This is a genomic window from Hymenobacter lucidus (assembly GCF_020447265.1).
Lineage (GTDB): Bacteria > Bacteroidota > Bacteroidia > Cytophagales > Hymenobacteraceae > Hymenobacter > Hymenobacter lucidus.
In genome coordinates this window covers 102,430-118,765 of record NZ_JAJADR010000009.1, presented here as the reverse complement: position 1 = coordinate 118,765, position 16,336 = coordinate 102,430, and the positions used below count along the sequence as shown (strand labels likewise).

The following is a 16,336-nucleotide window of genomic DNA, read 5'->3' as shown; positions in this document are numbered from 1 at the left end:
AACCCGGTGCCGGTGAATCAGGCCACGGACTTGGCCTATGTCATCTACACCTCCGGCTCCACTGGAAACCCCAAGGGAGTCATGATTACGCATGCTTCGGTTTGCAACTTGCTGCATAGCATGCAGGTAGCGCCCGGCATTACGGCCAATGATATCGTATTGGCCATAACGACAATCTCGTTTGACATAGCAGTGGTGGAAATTTTCCTGCCGTTGGTAAATGGTGCGGCCGTGCTGCTGGTAGGGCAGGAGGCGCAGCACGACCCCTATCATCTGCAGCAGATTATCAGCCAGCAGCCGCCCACCATTATGCAGGCTACTCCCAGCCTGTGGAATATGCTGATTAACAGCGGCTGGGCTGGCCGGCCGCAGCTGAAAGCGCTATGCGGAGGCGAGGCCATGAGTAAAGAACTGGCTTCGGAGTTATCGAAACGCTGTGGTGAACTCTGGAACATGTATGGCCCTACCGAAACCACTGTTTATTCCCTGATAAAGCGAATAACTTCCCAAGACAGCCTAATTACCATCGGCAAGCCAATTCACAACACCCAGGTGTATATTTTGTCGGGTGGCCAGGAGTTGGTGCCATTGGGAGTAATAGGCGAAATCTGCATCGGTGGCGCGGGTCTGGCGAAAGGCTATTTGAACAAGGGGGAATTAACGGCGGAAAAATTTGCTGGGAATCCCTTTAAAAAAGGAGAGAAAGTCTACCACACCGGTGATTTGGGTCGGTGGCTGCCCGATGGCACTATCGAATACCTGGGTAGAAAAGATTACCAGGTAAAAGTGCGGGGCTACCGCATCGAACTGGGCGAAATTGAAAGTGCCCTGAACAGCTACCCGGATATTTCGTCCTGTGTGGCCATGGTAACACCAAACGCCAGCGGCGAGAAAGACCTGATTGCCTATATCGTGAGTGAGCAGCCGGTTCCGATGACTGATTTGCGGGGCTGGTTAACCAGTAAGCTGCCGGCCTACATGGTGCCTAGCTACTTTGTGCAGCTGCCGGAATTGCCATTGACGCCCAATGGGAAAGTGGACAGGGCCAAACTACCGGCCATTCAGGACTATTCAACCCCAATCACCGAGGCTCATATACCGGCCCGAAATGCGGCGGAAGAGAAAATGGTGGCTGTCTGGCAAAACATCCTGGGCCAGCAGAACATTGGGGTAACGGACAACTTCTTCGAACTCGGAGGGCATAGTCTGAAAGCACTACGGCTACTGCAGGCCATTAACAGCGAAAAGGGCTTCAGCGTCAGAATTCAGGACATCTATAATCATCCTACTATCGAAGGATTGCTGCGGCAGAAAGCCGAAAGCCCCCGCATTATTCGGTTGAATAGAAATACGGTTGGCGCAAAAAGTGTATATTTCGTCCCTCCTATACTAGGTAACTCTATTTTATATAAGCAATTATCGGACATGTTAAGCGAAGACTATAATTGTTATGGCCTGCAGTACAGTGGATTGGAACAAGGAGAGCCTTTCTACGCATCAGTAGAAGCAGCCGCCTGGGAGCTAAGCCAGCAGATCATTCAGCACCAGCCAGAAGACGATTTCGTTCTGTTTGCATACTCCATGGGCGCCCCAATTGCCTTTGAAATGGTAAAATTATTGGAGGCGAAATTCAGCTCCGTAAACCTGGTGCTCGTGGACAGCAAGGTGAACCAGCAGCCGGTAGATAAAGAAGCCGAAGAGCAGGAAATACAATGGCTGCTCGACCAGTACAAGGCTATTCTGCCGGGCCACAGCCCGGATGAAGAACATCTGTATGGCTTTCTGGCCAACAACTACCAGATATTGCATAAATACCAGCAGTACGGCCAGATCCAGAGTCCGATATACGCTCTCGAGGCCGAGAGTACACCCTATCGTACCCAAATGCAGGAGTGGAGCGAGTATACGGCAGGAGGTATTACGCATAGTTTCCTGACGGGTAATCACTGGCAGGCACTGTCGGCTGCCAATTTGCCGCAGCTTCAGCAAGTGTTGCTGGGTTTCGGGCCGGCAAAAGCCCGCCTGCATGCTATTTCTGAGTAAAGCGTACCAGCTTTTTTTGCGCACTGAGTTTTAAACTGGCATGAGGCAAGGAGTTCATTTGGGCTCCTTGCCCACATGACAACTCATTGCTAAAGTGCCAACTACAGGCAGATAAATTAACATTACCAAAACCGGCATTGATCCTAGGCATTGCTGGTGCTATTCTTACTCTGCTATCATTTCCGTCTCCTAATCCCTTATATGAAAACAATATATTTCCTTTTACTATTCCTCCTGAGTGGGGCTGTCCTACAAGCACAAACCCTGAATAACAAGACTATTAAAGGCAATCTGACTGATGAGAAGTCGTTTGTGCCAGGGGCTACTATCTTGCTGAGAAGCAGCGTCGACAGCAGCCTCTTTAAAGGTGAAACTAGTAATGAGCAGGGCGCTTTCTTGTTTGATCAGGTGAGGGAAGGAAGTTATTTTCTGGAGGTCAGAATGATTGGATATTCGGTGCTGGTTAAGCCTAATATTCTGCTTCGCGCCGACGATATGCTCCTGGATGTGGGTGTGCTGCGACTGTCGCCCTCCGCTCAGTCGCTTAAAGAAGTGGTGGTTACCGGCCAAAAGCCGTTTATCGAAAGAGAGTCGGACCGCACCATTGTCAATGTTGAGAATAGCCTGGTTCAGGCGGGCTCCTCGGTGATGGAGGTGATGGAAAAACTGCCGGGCGTGCAGGTGGGCCAGGATGGCTCTATCAGTATCAAGGGCCGTCAGGGACTCATTGTTTCCATCGATGGTCGGCCTACTATGCTTTCCGGACAGGACCTGGCTAATATGTTCCGGGGAATGTCCTCTTCCAATGTCCAGAAAGTCGAGATTATTACGAACCCCTCTGCCAAGTACGATGCCGCCGGAAACACTGGCGTTATTAATATTGTCACGAAAAAGAACACCAAGCAGGGTGTTAATGGCACTGCCAATCTAGGGTATCGCCAGGGGCGCTACGCCAAGCTCAATAGCGGAATCGGACTTAACGTAAAAGATAAGTGGTACAACCTCTCCGTCAACTACGCCTATTCGCGCCGGAAAGACTTTAACGATCTGCGGCTGACCAGGAAATTTTTCGAGCAGGAGACGCTGGATACTACGTTTGTAACCAATACCGACCAGACCTCACTATTCAATACCCATACGCCCCGGGTTGGAGTTGATTTATACCTGTCCAAGCGGACGACGGTGTCGATATTGGGCTCAAGCGTAATTAGCCTGCTGACGTCTCCATCCGTGAGCCACACCACTATTCTGAATCGGAACAGCAAAGTCGGTAGCTACGATTTCACCAACGACGTGGAAGATAAGCTGCGTATTTATTCCGGTAATATTCAGCTCACGCACCAGTTCGATTCCATTGGCAAGACCTTGACGGCGGAAGTCGAGTACGTCGACTATACCAACACCTCGGACCAGGCGTTTTTGACCACGCTGAACAGTGAGAATGAAACGGCTATTGAGCGGAGCCGGCTGCGCGGCGACATGAATGGCAAGTTCAACATCTACGTATCGAAAGCGGATTACACGCAGGCCCTGAAAGATTCCGCCACCATGGAAGCCGGAATAAAATCGAGCTACGTGTCGAACGACAACAACAATCAGTTCTTTGACTATATAGGCGGCAATCAGGTATTTGATGCTATCAGAAGTAACCACTTTCTCTACTCGGAGAATATCAACGCTGCGTACGTAAATTTGAAAAAGGAGTACCACAAGTCTTCTTTCCAACTCGGGCTTCGCACTGAGCACACGGCGGCCCACGGTGAGCAGCTGCTTTCCGGTCAGGAATTTCGCCGCAACTATATGCAGCTGTTTCCGTCGGCCTTTTACGAGTACCGGATCAGTGATAACCACAGCCTAAGCGCCACGGCGGGCCGGCGCATCGACCGGCCGGCTTATCACCAGATGAATCCTTTCCGGAGCCTGATTGATGCTACCTCGTTTGCCCAGGGCAACCCCAGTCTTCGTCCGCAGCTCACCTACAACAGTGAAGTAACGTATTCGCTGCAGAATAGCTTTTTTGTCACGTTTGGGTATAGTCTCACCCGCGGGGTAATTACCGAAACCCTGGTGCTTGAGGGAGACTCCAAGACCACGATTCTGACGCCCGTCAACCTGGACCGTCTTCACTACTACAGTCTGAATATGGTGTACTCGAAGGCTCTGACTTCCTGGTGGACGACTAACTCCAGCTTACTGGGTTATTATGGCCGCTATTCGGGTAATACCGACGGATATATTATAAACAACGGACTGCCTTCTTTTCAGCTTAATTCCAACAACAGCCTCCAGGTTGTCAACGGGCTGTCGATGGAGATGAACGTGCTATATACACACCGGAGCCAGGAAGCTTTTACTGTCATGAAGCCCCAGTTCAACCTCAGCTTTGGCGTGCAGAAAAAGATTCTGAAAGACCGTGGCTCCCTAACCTTGAACGTGAACGACTTATTTTGGACATCCTATCCGCGCGGCGTCACGACCTTTAAAAATATGCAAGAGACCTGGACGTCAATTCGTGACACCCGAATAGTGAGTCTCAACTGCTCCTACCGCTTTGGAAACGGTGAAGTGAAAAGAGTACGGCAGAGCACTGCCACCGAAGAGGAAATGAGTAGAGGCGGCAAGTAGCGCGGTTACATATCTTTTTGCAATATTTGTCACATTAAACCGCAATAGCCAGCTAGGCTCTGCCGGTGCTTTATCTAGGTAGGAATAAAATAGTATAACCGGGTATCTGAATTCTATAGTGGCTGCCCACTAACGCATAAGTACCAATGCTCTTCGAATGGGCAAGGTGTTTGGCCGGAGCAGCTTTGCCATATTACTGTATTTATAAATCTCACTATCAGCCATGAGGGTTTCTAATTGCTCTGTCAGCTTTTGGCAGGAGGCTGTTGACTTGCTATCCGATATTTGTGGGCCTGCCCACGTGTTAACCGATACCGATATCCTGTATTCCTATGGGCAGGATGAGACGCTGGGACTGAATTTTGGCTTCGATATTTTAGTCAAGCCCGGCACGGCGGAAGAAGTAGCCGCTATTGTTAAAACATGCAATGAGCTACGGATTCCCATTACTCCTCGGGGTGGTGGTAGTGGCGTAACCGGCGGGGCGCTACCCATTCAGGGCGGCGTGGTAGTGTCGCTCGAGCGGCTGAATAAGATTATTCGCATAGACGAAATCAATGGCTATGTTGTAGCTGAATCGGGGGTGATAACAGCCGAGCTGTGCGAGCAAGTCGAGCAGCACGGACTCTATTTTCCGGTTCAGCCCAGCAGCAAAGCCTACTCCTTCATTGGGGGTAATGTGGCCGAGAATGCCGGCAGCATCCACTCGTGCCGGTACGGCACCACGGCGCAGTACGTGCTAAACCTGGAGGTTGTATTACCCACCGGTGCCATCATCTGGACGGGAGCCAACGTACCTAAAAATGCCACGGGCCTGAACCTGACCCCATTATTTGTGGGTAGTGAAGGCGTGCTGGGTATCATTACCAAAGTAGTATATCGCCTGATTCGCCGGCCCGAGCACGAAGTAACGCTCTTGGCCGGGTTTGAGACGATGGAAGCGGCGTGTAATGCCGTGCTAGCCATCAAGCAGGCAAGCATTTCCCCGGCAGCAGTGGAGTTGATAGGGCAGGAGGCGCTGCACCTTACGGCCGCTTACCTGAATAGAACTTTACCACTTGTAAAGGAGGGCATAAAAGCACACTTGTTGATCGGTCTGCAGGAGGTTACCGAATCGGCGCTGCTCCATGCGATGGAAAAGACCGGGAGCGTTTTGGAAAAATATACGACAGAACCAATTCTGGCTGGCACTACTGCGCTGGAAAAGGAGCAGCTGTGGAAACTTCGTTTCAGTATCGGTGCCGCATTGTCGGGTAAAGGAAAAACTTACCGGGATATCGATATCTCCATTCCGTTGTCGCTGCTCTACCAGTACATCACTAAGGTGGAGGAAATAGCGGCAAGCTACCATCTGGCAGTGGCTTGTTTTGGGCATGCGCTCGACGGCAATCTGCATACGATGATAATGTTAGAGCAACACATGGGGCCTCAGGCAGAAGCAAAAGCGGCAGAGGCGGTGAAAAATATTTATGCGTATGCCATTGCTAATGGCGGGGTTATATCGGGGGAGCATGGTATCGGCATGCTACAAAAGGAATTTATGGAAGTTCAATTTTCAGAAGACCACCTGGCTCTGTCCAGAAGCATCAAACGCCTGCTCGACCCCCGGGACATACTGAATCCAGGTAAAATTTTCTAACTGCTACCCCGGTGCTGCGTCACCTGTACCAACAGATATAGTATTACAGTGTCCTGAGGCGGACCACAGACCCCGGTTATACACTTGCTATTCTTCCTTTATTCAGAAGATAGATAATTCAAAAGGTACTTACACTATACAAGATCGTATGAAACAATTATGGAAAATTATCTTGCTTCAAGTGGGGAAGTGGGGACTGTTAAAGAATGTATCCCTGGGGCTATTATCCGGACTTTGCAGTTTTCTATTCATCAATCTGGTAACCAGAGTAGTATCGCTCATCAGTGCGAATGAGTTGAAAACCATTAGCAAAGAATACATTCTGGCTTTCGCCTTCATCATTCTGGTATATGTCTGGGTGCGCCGCAGTCTGGCTCTGGCAATCATTCACCTATCCCAAAGTCTGTTCTGGAAACTTCGAAAGCAGGTATTATCTCTGGTGCTCCAGGCCAATTACCAACAGATGTCGGGGCTGAAGGTGAGAATTTCCTCAGTTCTGGTGAACGATGTGAATGTGCTGACCAACACCTCCCTGAGCCTTATTGAATTTGTTACGGCCTCTATCGTTTCAACGGCCTGCCTGATCTATCTGATATCTCTTTCACCTGCTTTGTTTCTAATTACGCTGGGCATTGCTTTGCTCGGGGTAACGGTCTATCTGGTGGGCTCCGGGAAAAACAATCTGTATTTTGAGAAATCCCGCTCCCTGGAAGACAGCTTTATTGATGAGCTTAATTCTGTGCTGCACGGTTTCAAGGAAATATACATGGAGCCTAAAAAGGGTCGGCATATTTTTGATCATAAGATTAACACTATTGCCCATACTGCGTTTTCAAACAACACAGCTGCCTTTACGGGCTTTCTGAATAACCAGATAACCGGGCAGGTACTCTTCTATATTCTTATCTCGTCTGTTCTGCTGTTCTTCAGTATCCAGCTTGGTATCAAGCCGGCAGCAACGGTTAATTATGTTTTTATTCTGCTTTATCTGCTAGGCTCCATTGAAACGATTATGGTGCTGCTGCCGAATATTGTGCGGGCCAAGGTGTCCAGTGGTCGACTCATGGACCTGAAAAAGGAGCTGGAAGAAGCCAACTTTAGCAACCCGATATCCGAAACTTACATGAGTAAAGAGGAATTCTGCGGTATTAGCGTCAACGAGTTGGAATTCAATTATACAAGTGCTTCGTCGCCGTTTAGCATTGGACCGATTAACTTCAGTATTGTGAAGGGGGAAACTGTCTTTATCTATGGGGGCAACGGAAGCGGTAAAACTACCTTCGTGCATTCCGTCCTGGGCTTGTGCAAGCCTTCTGCTGGTGAAATTAAATTAAATGATGTCACTATTAATGATGATAACTATCCCTTTTATAGAACGGTTTTCTCCGTTGTTTTCAATGATTTTTATCTATTCGATGAAATACTGGTAGCTGATCATTTCGATTTGGATAAATGGAATTATTACCTCTACCTGTTTGAAATGGAGGGAATAGTAAAGATAGATGGTCTGCGCTACTCTACCACAGCTCTCTCCACTGGGCAGCGCAAGCGCTTGGCTCTTATTTCAGCGTTGCTGGAGGAAAAGCCAGTCCTAGTTATCGATGAATGGGCGGCTGACCAGGATCCTTACTTTAGAAAAAAGTTTTATACAGAGATAATTCCGATTCTGAAAAAGCAGGGAGTAACTATAATTGCTATTACGCACGACGATAGATATTATCGGTGTGCTGATAAATTATATAAAATGGAGTATGGAATCCTGAGCGAGGAAGATGTAAATGTGAGCGAAGAGAAGCTGATACCATAGCTCAGGAAACTAGTCTTTATTCTGTGAGCGGTGTATATTATTTATATCATATTATGAAAAAGCCCCAATTATTTTTACTGCATTTCGCGGGTGGCAGCTGTTATTCATTCCAGTTTCTGGTTCCTGAGCTACAGGGCTTTGAAGTAGTTGCCCTGGAACTGCCTGGCAGAGGCAAAAGAACGAAAGAAGCGCTGCTAACTGATTTTGACGCGGCGGCCCAGGACATCTTCGAGCAGCTGAAAGCAAAGATTAACTCGCCTCACTTTGTGATTTATGGGCATAGCATGGGAGCCTATTTAGCTCTCCACGTGGCCCGGATGCTGGAGAATGTTAATGTCTTTCCGACGCATGTGTTCGTGAGTGGCAACGCTGGCCCTGGGGTAAGCGGCGCAACCAAGCGGTACTTGTTGGGGCAAAAAGACTTCGTGGAGGAACTTCGGAAAATGGGCGGTGTCCCGATGGAGTTGTTTGACAATAAGGATTTGCTAGAATATTTCCTGCCCATAGTAAGAGCAGATTTTCAAATTGCGGAGCAAAATAAGCTAAGCAATGACTGCGTCGTGAAAGCTCCCATTTACGCTATGATGGGAAGCCAGGAGGAGCAGGTGGCAGCAATTGCCAACTGGGGCCGCTTCACTCAGGGAGTATTCCAGTATTCGGTGCTAACGGGAGGGCATTTTTTTATTTATGATCATCCAACTGCAATTGCTACTATCATCAATGACCGATATCAGCATAGTGTTTTTAAAAGAGCTGTAGAATCTGTGTCAATATCTGCTACTGTATAGTGCTGATGATTCGTAGAATAACTCACCAATGCTTTTGCTTTCAATGATACTGTGGTGGGAGTGAATAGTTAGTTGTATAGTTAAAAACAAAGCTTTAAATGAAATTTATAAACAGTTATTTTCTGTTTCCATTACTTGCTCTTGTTCTTTTGGTATTCGCCTTGTCGAACCAAATGTTTGGAGCATTTCCAATAGGAAAATTGATGCAGCCTTTCGTAGGTGCTGTTCAAAACGGCAACAATCAACGCATCAATGCATCGCGCTTCACTATTACCAGGCAGGGGCTTTCGGATTCAGTTACGATATTTTTTGATGAACGTAAAGTTCCGCATATCTATGCTAAAAATACTCAGGACCTGTATTATGCGCAGGGGTATGTAACAGCCTATCTACGCCTATGGCAGATGGATTTTCTGAGCTACGCAGCAGCTGGCCGGCTTTCAGAGGTATTCGATAAAGAGGATTTTTTGGACATAGACCGTAACCAGAAGCGCCTGGGTATTGAGGAAGCGGCTAAAAAATCGTTGGCCATGATGGAGAAGGACCCCGAAACGAACCTGGTGCTGACGGCCTACACCAAAGGCGTAAACGCATACATCGGCGAACTGAGCTACAAGACGATGCCTTTTGAGTACAAGATGCTGGACTATGAGCCCGAGCCCTGGACCAAACTGAAAAGCGCGTTGATCCTGAAGAATATGGCTAATGCTCTTTCTGGCTATGGGGAAGATCTGTTCATGTCAAAAATGTTCTTGGCATTGGGCAAAGAGAAATTTGGGCAGCTATACCCCGAATTTCATTCCCACATGACGCCGATGATGAGTGGTGCCACCGCGGCAACGTCGCAGAAAAGCACCAGGCCCGACCATGATCCGGATTACCTGACCTACTCTTTCCTGTCGGCCAACTCGCTGGTCGCGAAAAGCACTTACAACCCGAAGCTGGGTAGCAACAGCTGGGCCGTATCCGGTAAAAAGACGAAGTCTGGCTTTCCTATTCTGGCCAGCGACCCTCACCTGGGACTTTCATTGCCAGCTATTTGGATCGAAATGCAACTGTCGGCACCGGGAATGAACGTATACGGAGTCTCTCTGCCCGGCACCCCGGCGGTAATTATCGGTTTCAACGAAAAGATTGCCTGGGGAATAACCAACGGGGCGGATGACGTGAAGGACTGGTACCGATTAAAGGTATCAGACGATTACAAAAAGTATGAGCTGGATGGGCAATGGGTTGATCTGGGCTTTAGAATTGAGGAGATAAAACGCAGAGGGCACGCACCATTCCTCGACACGGTGTACAGCACAATTCATGGGCCGATTGTCAACGACAAAGGATTTAATGGCAGCCATGCAGACTTAGTTAATTGCGCGCTGAAATGGGAACTGCACCAGGCTTCCAATGAATTTCTGGCCTTCATTAAGCTGAACAAAGCCGGGAATTACACCGATTTTGAAGACGCAATCCGCCACTACCGGTGCCCGGTCCAGAACTTTACCTTCATATCCAAAGACAATACCATTGCCGTAGATCATCAGGGCAGCGTAGCAGTAAAGTGGTATGGACAAGGAAAATTCATTCTCGACGGCACCAAAAGCAAGCATATTTACAGCCGATATATAAAAGACGATAGTTTACCTAAAGTCCATAATCCGGCCAGCAACTACGTGCTTTCCGCTAATCAGCATCCTACCAGCCCCAGCTTTCCTTATTATTACAACGGCTATTTCAGTGAAACCAGAGCCAATCGGATTCACCAGATGCTGCAGCAGGGCAACCAGTTTGATATTGCCAGCATGGAGGCAATGCAGTTGGATAACACCAACTTTTTCGCGGAGTTAATCTTGCCTTTGCTACTACAAAATACCAACCAAACCCGGCTTACAGCAAACCAGAAAAGTCTGCTAACCGGTATCAGTACCTGGAAGGGCACCTACGATGCTGGTGACCAGCAGGCTCTTTTATTTGACTTGTGGTGGAAGCAGGTGCGTGACTATACCTGGGATGAGTTGACGCAGTATGCCTTCTTTATGCGCCCTCCGGAAGACTATGTGCTTTTGGATCTGATTCAGAAAGAACCGACCAGCATATATTTCGATAAAATAGGAACCTCAGAAAAAGAAAGCGCCGCCGATATTATTACACAGTCCTTCGTGGTGGCAGCCCGGGAATATGGCAAGTTCCGAAAGGAAGGAATCAGAGGCTGGGCTGATTTCAACAAGGTGAATGTTATGCACATGACCAATATTCCGGCGTTCAGTAAGATGGATATTTCTTCGGCCGGTAACCCCGAAGCATTGAATGCAATATCGGCCGAGTGGGGCCCATCCTGGCGGATGGTGGTGGAGCTTGGCGACCGGCCTAAAGCATACGGGATTTACCCTGGGGGCCAGTCCGGCAATATTGGTAGCCTGCACTACGATAATTTCGTGGGTGACTGGCAAAAAGGTAAATATTATCCCCTGCACCTATTTATAACTCAGCATGAAGCTGAGCAGAGCGCCAAGAGCACCTGGACGCTTACCAAGTGAGACCCTGTTTTATTTGTTAATACATTCTTTATGAGAAATATGGATAGCCTAAAAGCAGTGATTATCAGCATAATACTGCTGTTGCTTGCGCACCAGGTGGATATGCTGCCCTGGTGGGGATTTATCATTCCTTTATTTATATTTGGAGTACTTATAAACTACCTGAAATGGAACGTGGCCGGTTTTTCTGTCGGCTTTATAGCCGGCTTTCTTTTATGGGCCGGCGCCAACGTCTACTATGATATTCAGTACGATGGCCTTATTCTCCAGAAAGTAGCACTGTTATTCTCCTTGCCTAAAATCGTTGTTTTCCTGATTGCGGGAATAATTGGCGGGCTACTCGCCGGCCTGGCCATGTATTCCGGCAAAGGCCTGTTTTCCTATCGGGCAGCTAGCCCCGTACTTGAGGATTAAAGTTATTGCCGGCGACAGTATGCAGGCTAGCTACTGGTGCGGCCTGTCGTCAGGCTCTGAGCTAGCCCATTTTATGTGTCTACGCCGGCCTGCTGGCCGATTTATACTACTTCAAATTCCTAACTCTTATTTCTCAATTCTTAAAACCATTAGTGACATGAACAAAGAACTGTATCACCTCAAGCCAAACGTTATTATCGGGCCACTAGTCGACAGATGGTATGCCTGGACGCACCTGATTTCTCCGGCTACCGCAGCTATGAACGTGGTAGGACGGCACCTGAAAATCATGAATTCGTACCTGCAGGCGCCGCAGATACACGCTGCCGCAGTGCGCAACCCCAAAATGCTGGGTGGTCCGTTTATGGACTATGGCGGCAAACGGATTGAGGAAGTAAAGCAGCTGAAGGCGGATACCATTAAAAATCAGGCAAATGCCATTGAATTCGCCCAGGCCGTAGCTGAGCTGGATAAGATGCTTAAAACCCAGGCAAAAGGGTATTCTTTGGAAGGGTTCTACGATAAGGTGCCGGAAATTCTCAAAGGGTATGTGGAGCTGGTATACGACCTGAACAATAATCCTTCTTACCGCTTCTTCGAGTCGTTGCTGTACAAGAGCGAATTCTATGCGAAAAGCTCCCAAAGCATTGCCCTGTGGATGACCAACAACGATGAGCGGCCCTTCTGCCTGAGCACGCCCCAGCTGGATGACCCGGAAGTGGTACACTTGGATATTCCCTTCGACCACCCGGGGATTGATGTGCTGAGCCGGATGAAGCGCGAAGCTGGCTCCATTGATGAAGTAGCCGCGCTGCTGGGCGTGCAGGCCAAAGACCGGGAGCTGTTCGATACTTTCTTCACGAAGAAAGAGCACCCTAAATACGAGAAGTATACCGGTTCTAAAGCGCGCATGCGCTATCTGGGCCACGCCTGTATCCTGATTGAAACCAAGGATGTAAGCATTCTGGTCGATCCGCTGATTAGCTACTATGGCTATGAGTCGAGCGTGGAGCATTTCTCCGATTTCGACCTGCCCGACGTGATTGACTACGTGCTTATCACCCACAACCACCAGGACCATATCGTGCTTGAAACGCTGCTGCCGCTGCGGCATAAGATCAGGCATTTGATTGTGCCGGCTACCAACAGCGGCGCGCTGCAAGACCCGAGCCTAAAGCTCTGCTTCGAGAATATCGGGTTTAAGAACGTGCTGGAAATTGACGAGCTGCAGGAAATTAAATTCGAGAACTGCACCGTCACCGGGCTGCCATTTACCGGCGAGCATAGTGACTTGAATATTCGGGCAAAAATCTGCTTCCACGTTGCCATTAATGAGTTCAGCTTCCTCTTCGTGGCCGACTCGCGCGTGATGGAACCCCGACTCTACAAGCATATTCAGCGCGTGCTTGGCGACGTTGACGTGCTATTCCTGGGTATGGAGTGTGATGGGGCGCCGCTCTCGTGGCTGTATGGCCCGCTGCTAACCGAAGATATGCCGCGCGACAATGACCAGTCGCGGCGCCTGGCCGGCTGTGACTTTGAGAAGGGCATGCATTTGATTGACATTTTCAATCCCAAGGAGGCCTACGTATACGCTATGGGCCAGGAGCCGTGGCTGGAGTTTATCAGCAGCATCCGGTATGCCGCCGATTCTAAGCCCATTGTGCAGTCCAATATGCTGGTAGAAGAGTGCGCCAAACGGAATATCATTACCGAAAGACTGTTTGGGGAGAAGGAACTGCTTTACGACTATGAAATGATGATGATGAGCTAACTAACAATCCAGCCCACTTATGTCGTCAGATGCGGAGGCGAATTGCTAACCCTTTGCGTTGCCATAGTGGCTACTAAATATCAACAAGGTCTCTGGTTCCAACGGTGTGCGACTCTGCATGACGCTTGTGCTGGGGGCCTTGTTGCTTTTCATTCTAGTCTGGTAGGCTACTATAGCTACGGCCGGCGAAATGTGCTGAATGTTATCTTCTTAGGTCATGTATTGTATTGAATTATGGAGCAGTCAAAACCCGTTGTTTACCTCGCCTACATAAGGCTGCAGGGGGAATTGCCCCGGGCAGTCTTTGCTAAATATTTAACTGGCGTTCCGGCCAGTATCCGGCAGGCAAATGCGCGCTACGTGCGTTGGCAGGATAAGCAGGCGCACCTGTTCGGGAAGCTGCTTGTGCATCACGCTTTAACCAAGCTGGGCTTTGCCGACGATGTGCTGAGCCAAATTCTGTATAGCTCGCACGGCCGACCGTATGTGGTGGGAAACGCTGATTTTAATTTGTCTCATTCCGGGCACTATATCCTGTGCGCAGCCGGCCAGGGAATACGCTTAGGAGTAGATGTTGAGGAGATGAGGAATATTGATTTCTCTCATTTTGACGAGGTAATGACGCCGGCGCAATGGCAGCAAATCAACCACTGCCAGAACCCGTTGCAAAAGTTTTATGAGCTCTGGACGATAAAGGAAAGCGTTATAAAAGCCGATAGCCGGGGCCTGACAATTCCTCTGAAAAATATCATTCCCGACAATGGCCAAGTCGATTTGGATGATAGCAACTGGTATATCCGACCACTACAGCTTGATGAGCAGTACGCGGGCTGTTTAGCAGTCAACGTTGAGCACTATGATCTGGTACTGGAAGAGCTTACAATTCACGAATTAGCTGCTCCTGATCTTAAGCCTGTTGTTACCTCCACAACAGCTCCCCAGCCCGCGTTAGGTTGCGCATAAGTGGAGCCGGCCACAACGCTTAATGCTGTACGGATAGGTTGTCTGAAGTGGATATGGGCAGCAGCAGCGCAGTGAAGAATTGCCCGTCTTCGGGCCGGCTGCCCAGGTAAAAGCTGTCGGGGGCGGCCACCCGCATCCGGCCGCGCCAGGCAGCCGGCAGCCGCTGTGCCAGTGGAGCTGCTGCAAACACCAGGACCGGCCGCGTGGGCATACTATCGGCCGGCGACGCCCAGGTGGGCACCGGCCGCCCGGCGACCCATACCTGCTCCACGTGCAGCTCATCCAGCGCCAGCCAGGGAAGATGTTGCCAACTGGGTGTAGCTCGGATATCCGCCAGACGCCGCAAGCCCACGGTAGCCCTACGGTTTTTCAGCGCCGCATAAGCTGGCAACAGCAGGAGAAGTAGCGCACTCATGCTGAGAATAGAAGCCATAATGAGTGCCGTGGCTTGGCGCTGCTGCCAGCCTCGCCAAGCCACGAATCCGGCCAAGGCAGCGAATATCAACACAGTAAGGATGAAGCGGGCCGACGTAATCCCGAAACCGGGCAGCCGGGCCACCCCAACCAGGGCCGGTACTGCTACGCCGGCCAGCAGCAGTACCGTAGCCCAGCCGCGTACCAGCCAGTAGTCGGGACCGGTAGCAGCGGCCCGGCGGGCCTCAAATTCCTGCTCCCAATAGCGCAGCAGCCCGGTAAGGAGCAGCACTAGGGGCGGCAGCAGCGGCAGCATGTAGCGCTCCTTCTTCTCCGGTACAATGCTCAGCAGCACAAACGAGGCTAGCAGCCAGCCCAGAGCCAGAGCGTAGGGCACGAAACGGCCCGCCCGCCGCCGGGCGTAGGGCACGGCCAGTACCGCCAGGGCCACCACCGTCCAAACGCCGGCAAACACGGGGAAGTTGAAGTAGTACCAAACCGACTCGACGTGTCGCTCGCCCCAGGCAGTAGCCTCGGTGCGGGCCACGGCCGCCGCCGCTGCCGGCACGTGCTGCCATACATACATCGGCCAGGCCCCGCCTACCACTGCCGCTACGCCCACCGCCGTCAGGACCCCGCGCCAGTGCCGCCGCAGCCGGGCCCGACCATCTGGTTGCCCGACCCATGCGTAGGTGGCCACAAACGGCAGCACGATAGTATAGAGGCTCACAGGACCTTTGCTGAGGATAGTGCCGCCGAGCAGCAATCCGGCCCCGAGAAAGGACGCGTAGGCCGGGCCGGCTTGGTTCCAGCCTCGCGCCAGCAGCCACAAGCTGCCCACGGCCAGACTGTTGGAAAAAATGTCCCAGTGCCCTTCCCGGCCTACGGTAACTACCAGCAGGCTGCTGGCCAGCACCAGCGCGGCCAGCCACGCGGTGCGGCCGGGCGCCAGGGTTTCACTTGGCGCCGCGCGGGTCAGCTCTTTGGCTAGGCCCCAGAAGAACAGCACCAGCAACGTGGCCATCAAGGCGGCGGGCAGGCGCAGCAGGGCTGGGTCGGTGGTACCGCCGGTGAGCTGCAACACGGCGGCTACGGCCCAGGTGGGCAGGGGCGGCTTGGCCAGGCGCAGCTGCCCATTCATGGTTGGGATGAGCCAGGAGCCACCGGCTGCCATTTCACGGGCGGCTACGAAGTTGCGGGCTTCCATCAGACCCACGGCCAGGGTGCCCAGGTGCGCGAAAAAGTTACAGCCGCACACTGCCAGCACCGTGAGCAGCCGCATCCAGCTACGGGCAAATATGGAACGGGTAGAAGCGTCTTCCATGAATAGCAGCACTC

Annotated in this window: 10 protein-coding genes; 9 read left to right on the top strand and 1 reads right to left on the bottom strand. The window is 50.7% G+C overall.

Features of this window, described 5'->3' with window-relative positions; translation table 11 throughout:
* From LGH74_RS21935 to LGH74_RS21895, 9 genes are all read left to right on the top strand, one after another.
* On the top strand, positions 1 to 2,043 hold a 2,043-nt coding region (locus tag LGH74_RS21935), incomplete at its 5' end, for an amino acid adenylation domain-containing protein (protein WP_226179787.1).
* A gap of 441 nt (positions 2,044 to 2,484) precedes the next feature.
* Positions 2,485 to 4,668 (top strand): TonB-dependent receptor domain-containing protein, encoded by a 2,184-nt coding sequence (locus tag LGH74_RS21930; protein WP_226179785.1) that lies wholly within the window; start codon positions 2,485 to 2,487, stop codon positions 4,666 to 4,668.
* A gap of 301 nt (positions 4,669 to 4,969) precedes the next feature.
* Positions 4,970 to 6,307, top strand: a complete 1,338-nt coding sequence (locus LGH74_RS21925) for an FAD-binding oxidoreductase (RefSeq protein ID WP_226179783.1) — start codon at positions 4,970 to 4,972, stop codon at positions 6,305 to 6,307.
* Positions 6,308 to 6,455: 148 nt separating this feature from the next.
* Positions 6,456 to 8,114 (top strand): cyclic peptide export ABC transporter, encoded by a 1,659-nt coding sequence (locus tag LGH74_RS21920; RefSeq protein WP_226179781.1) that lies wholly within the window; start codon positions 6,456 to 6,458, stop codon positions 8,112 to 8,114.
* A gap of 53 nt (positions 8,115 to 8,167) precedes the next feature.
* Entirely contained in the window at positions 8,168 to 8,902 is a 735-nt protein-coding gene (locus tag LGH74_RS21915) for a thioesterase II family protein (RefSeq protein ID WP_226179779.1), read from the top strand.
* 98 nt (positions 8,903 to 9,000) lie between these two features.
* A complete protein-coding gene (locus LGH74_RS21910; RefSeq protein ID WP_226179777.1) occupies positions 9,001 to 11,433 on the top strand; it encodes a penicillin acylase family protein in 2,433 nt (810 codons plus the stop codon).
* Between the two features lie 39 nt (positions 11,434 to 11,472).
* Positions 11,473 to 11,847 (top strand): hypothetical protein, encoded by a 375-nt coding sequence (locus tag LGH74_RS21905; RefSeq protein WP_226179775.1) that lies wholly within the window; start codon positions 11,473 to 11,475, stop codon positions 11,845 to 11,847.
* 157 nt (positions 11,848 to 12,004) lie between these two features.
* Complete coding sequence (locus tag LGH74_RS21900) at positions 12,005 to 13,621, top strand: MBL fold metallo-hydrolase (protein WP_226179773.1); 1,617 nt, start codon at positions 12,005 to 12,007, stop codon at positions 13,619 to 13,621.
* A 234-nt stretch (positions 13,622 to 13,855) separates the two neighbouring features.
* Entirely contained in the window at positions 13,856 to 14,584 is a 729-nt protein-coding gene (locus tag LGH74_RS21895) for a 4'-phosphopantetheinyl transferase family protein (protein WP_226179771.1), read from the top strand.
* Positions 14,585 to 14,603: 19 nt separating this feature from the next.
* Here LGH74_RS21895 and LGH74_RS21890 read toward each other — a convergent pair whose 3' ends face one another.
* A complete protein-coding gene (locus tag LGH74_RS21890) occupies positions 14,604 to 16,322 on the bottom strand; it encodes an ArnT family glycosyltransferase (protein ID WP_226179769.1) in 1,719 nt (572 codons plus the stop codon).
* Between the last annotated feature and the right edge of the window lie 14 nt (positions 16,323 to 16,336).

Coding starts and splice junctions, on each gene's coding strand:
- LGH74_RS21930 (WP_226179785.1), top strand. CDS start 2,485: ATGATTGGATATTCGGTGCTGGTTAAGCCTAATATTCTGCTTCGCGCC.
- LGH74_RS21920 (WP_226179781.1), top strand. CDS start 6,456: ATGAAACAATTATGGAAAATTATCTTGCTTCAAGTGGGGAAGTGGGGA.
- LGH74_RS21915 (WP_226179779.1), top strand. CDS start 8,168: ATGAAAAAGCCCCAATTATTTTTACTGCATTTCGCGGGTGGCAGCTGT.
- LGH74_RS21910 (WP_226179777.1), top strand. CDS start 9,001: ATGAAATTTATAAACAGTTATTTTCTGTTTCCATTACTTGCTCTTGTT.
- LGH74_RS21905 (WP_226179775.1), top strand. CDS start 11,473: ATGGATAGCCTAAAAGCAGTGATTATCAGCATAATACTGCTGTTGCTT.
- LGH74_RS21900 (WP_226179773.1), top strand. CDS start 12,005: ATGAACAAAGAACTGTATCACCTCAAGCCAAACGTTATTATCGGGCCA.
- LGH74_RS21895 (WP_226179771.1), top strand. CDS start 13,856: ATGGAGCAGTCAAAACCCGTTGTTTACCTCGCCTACATAAGGCTGCAG.
- LGH74_RS21890 (WP_226179769.1), bottom strand. CDS start 16,322: ATGGAAGACGCTTCTACCCGTTCCATATTTGCCCGTAGCTGGATGCGG.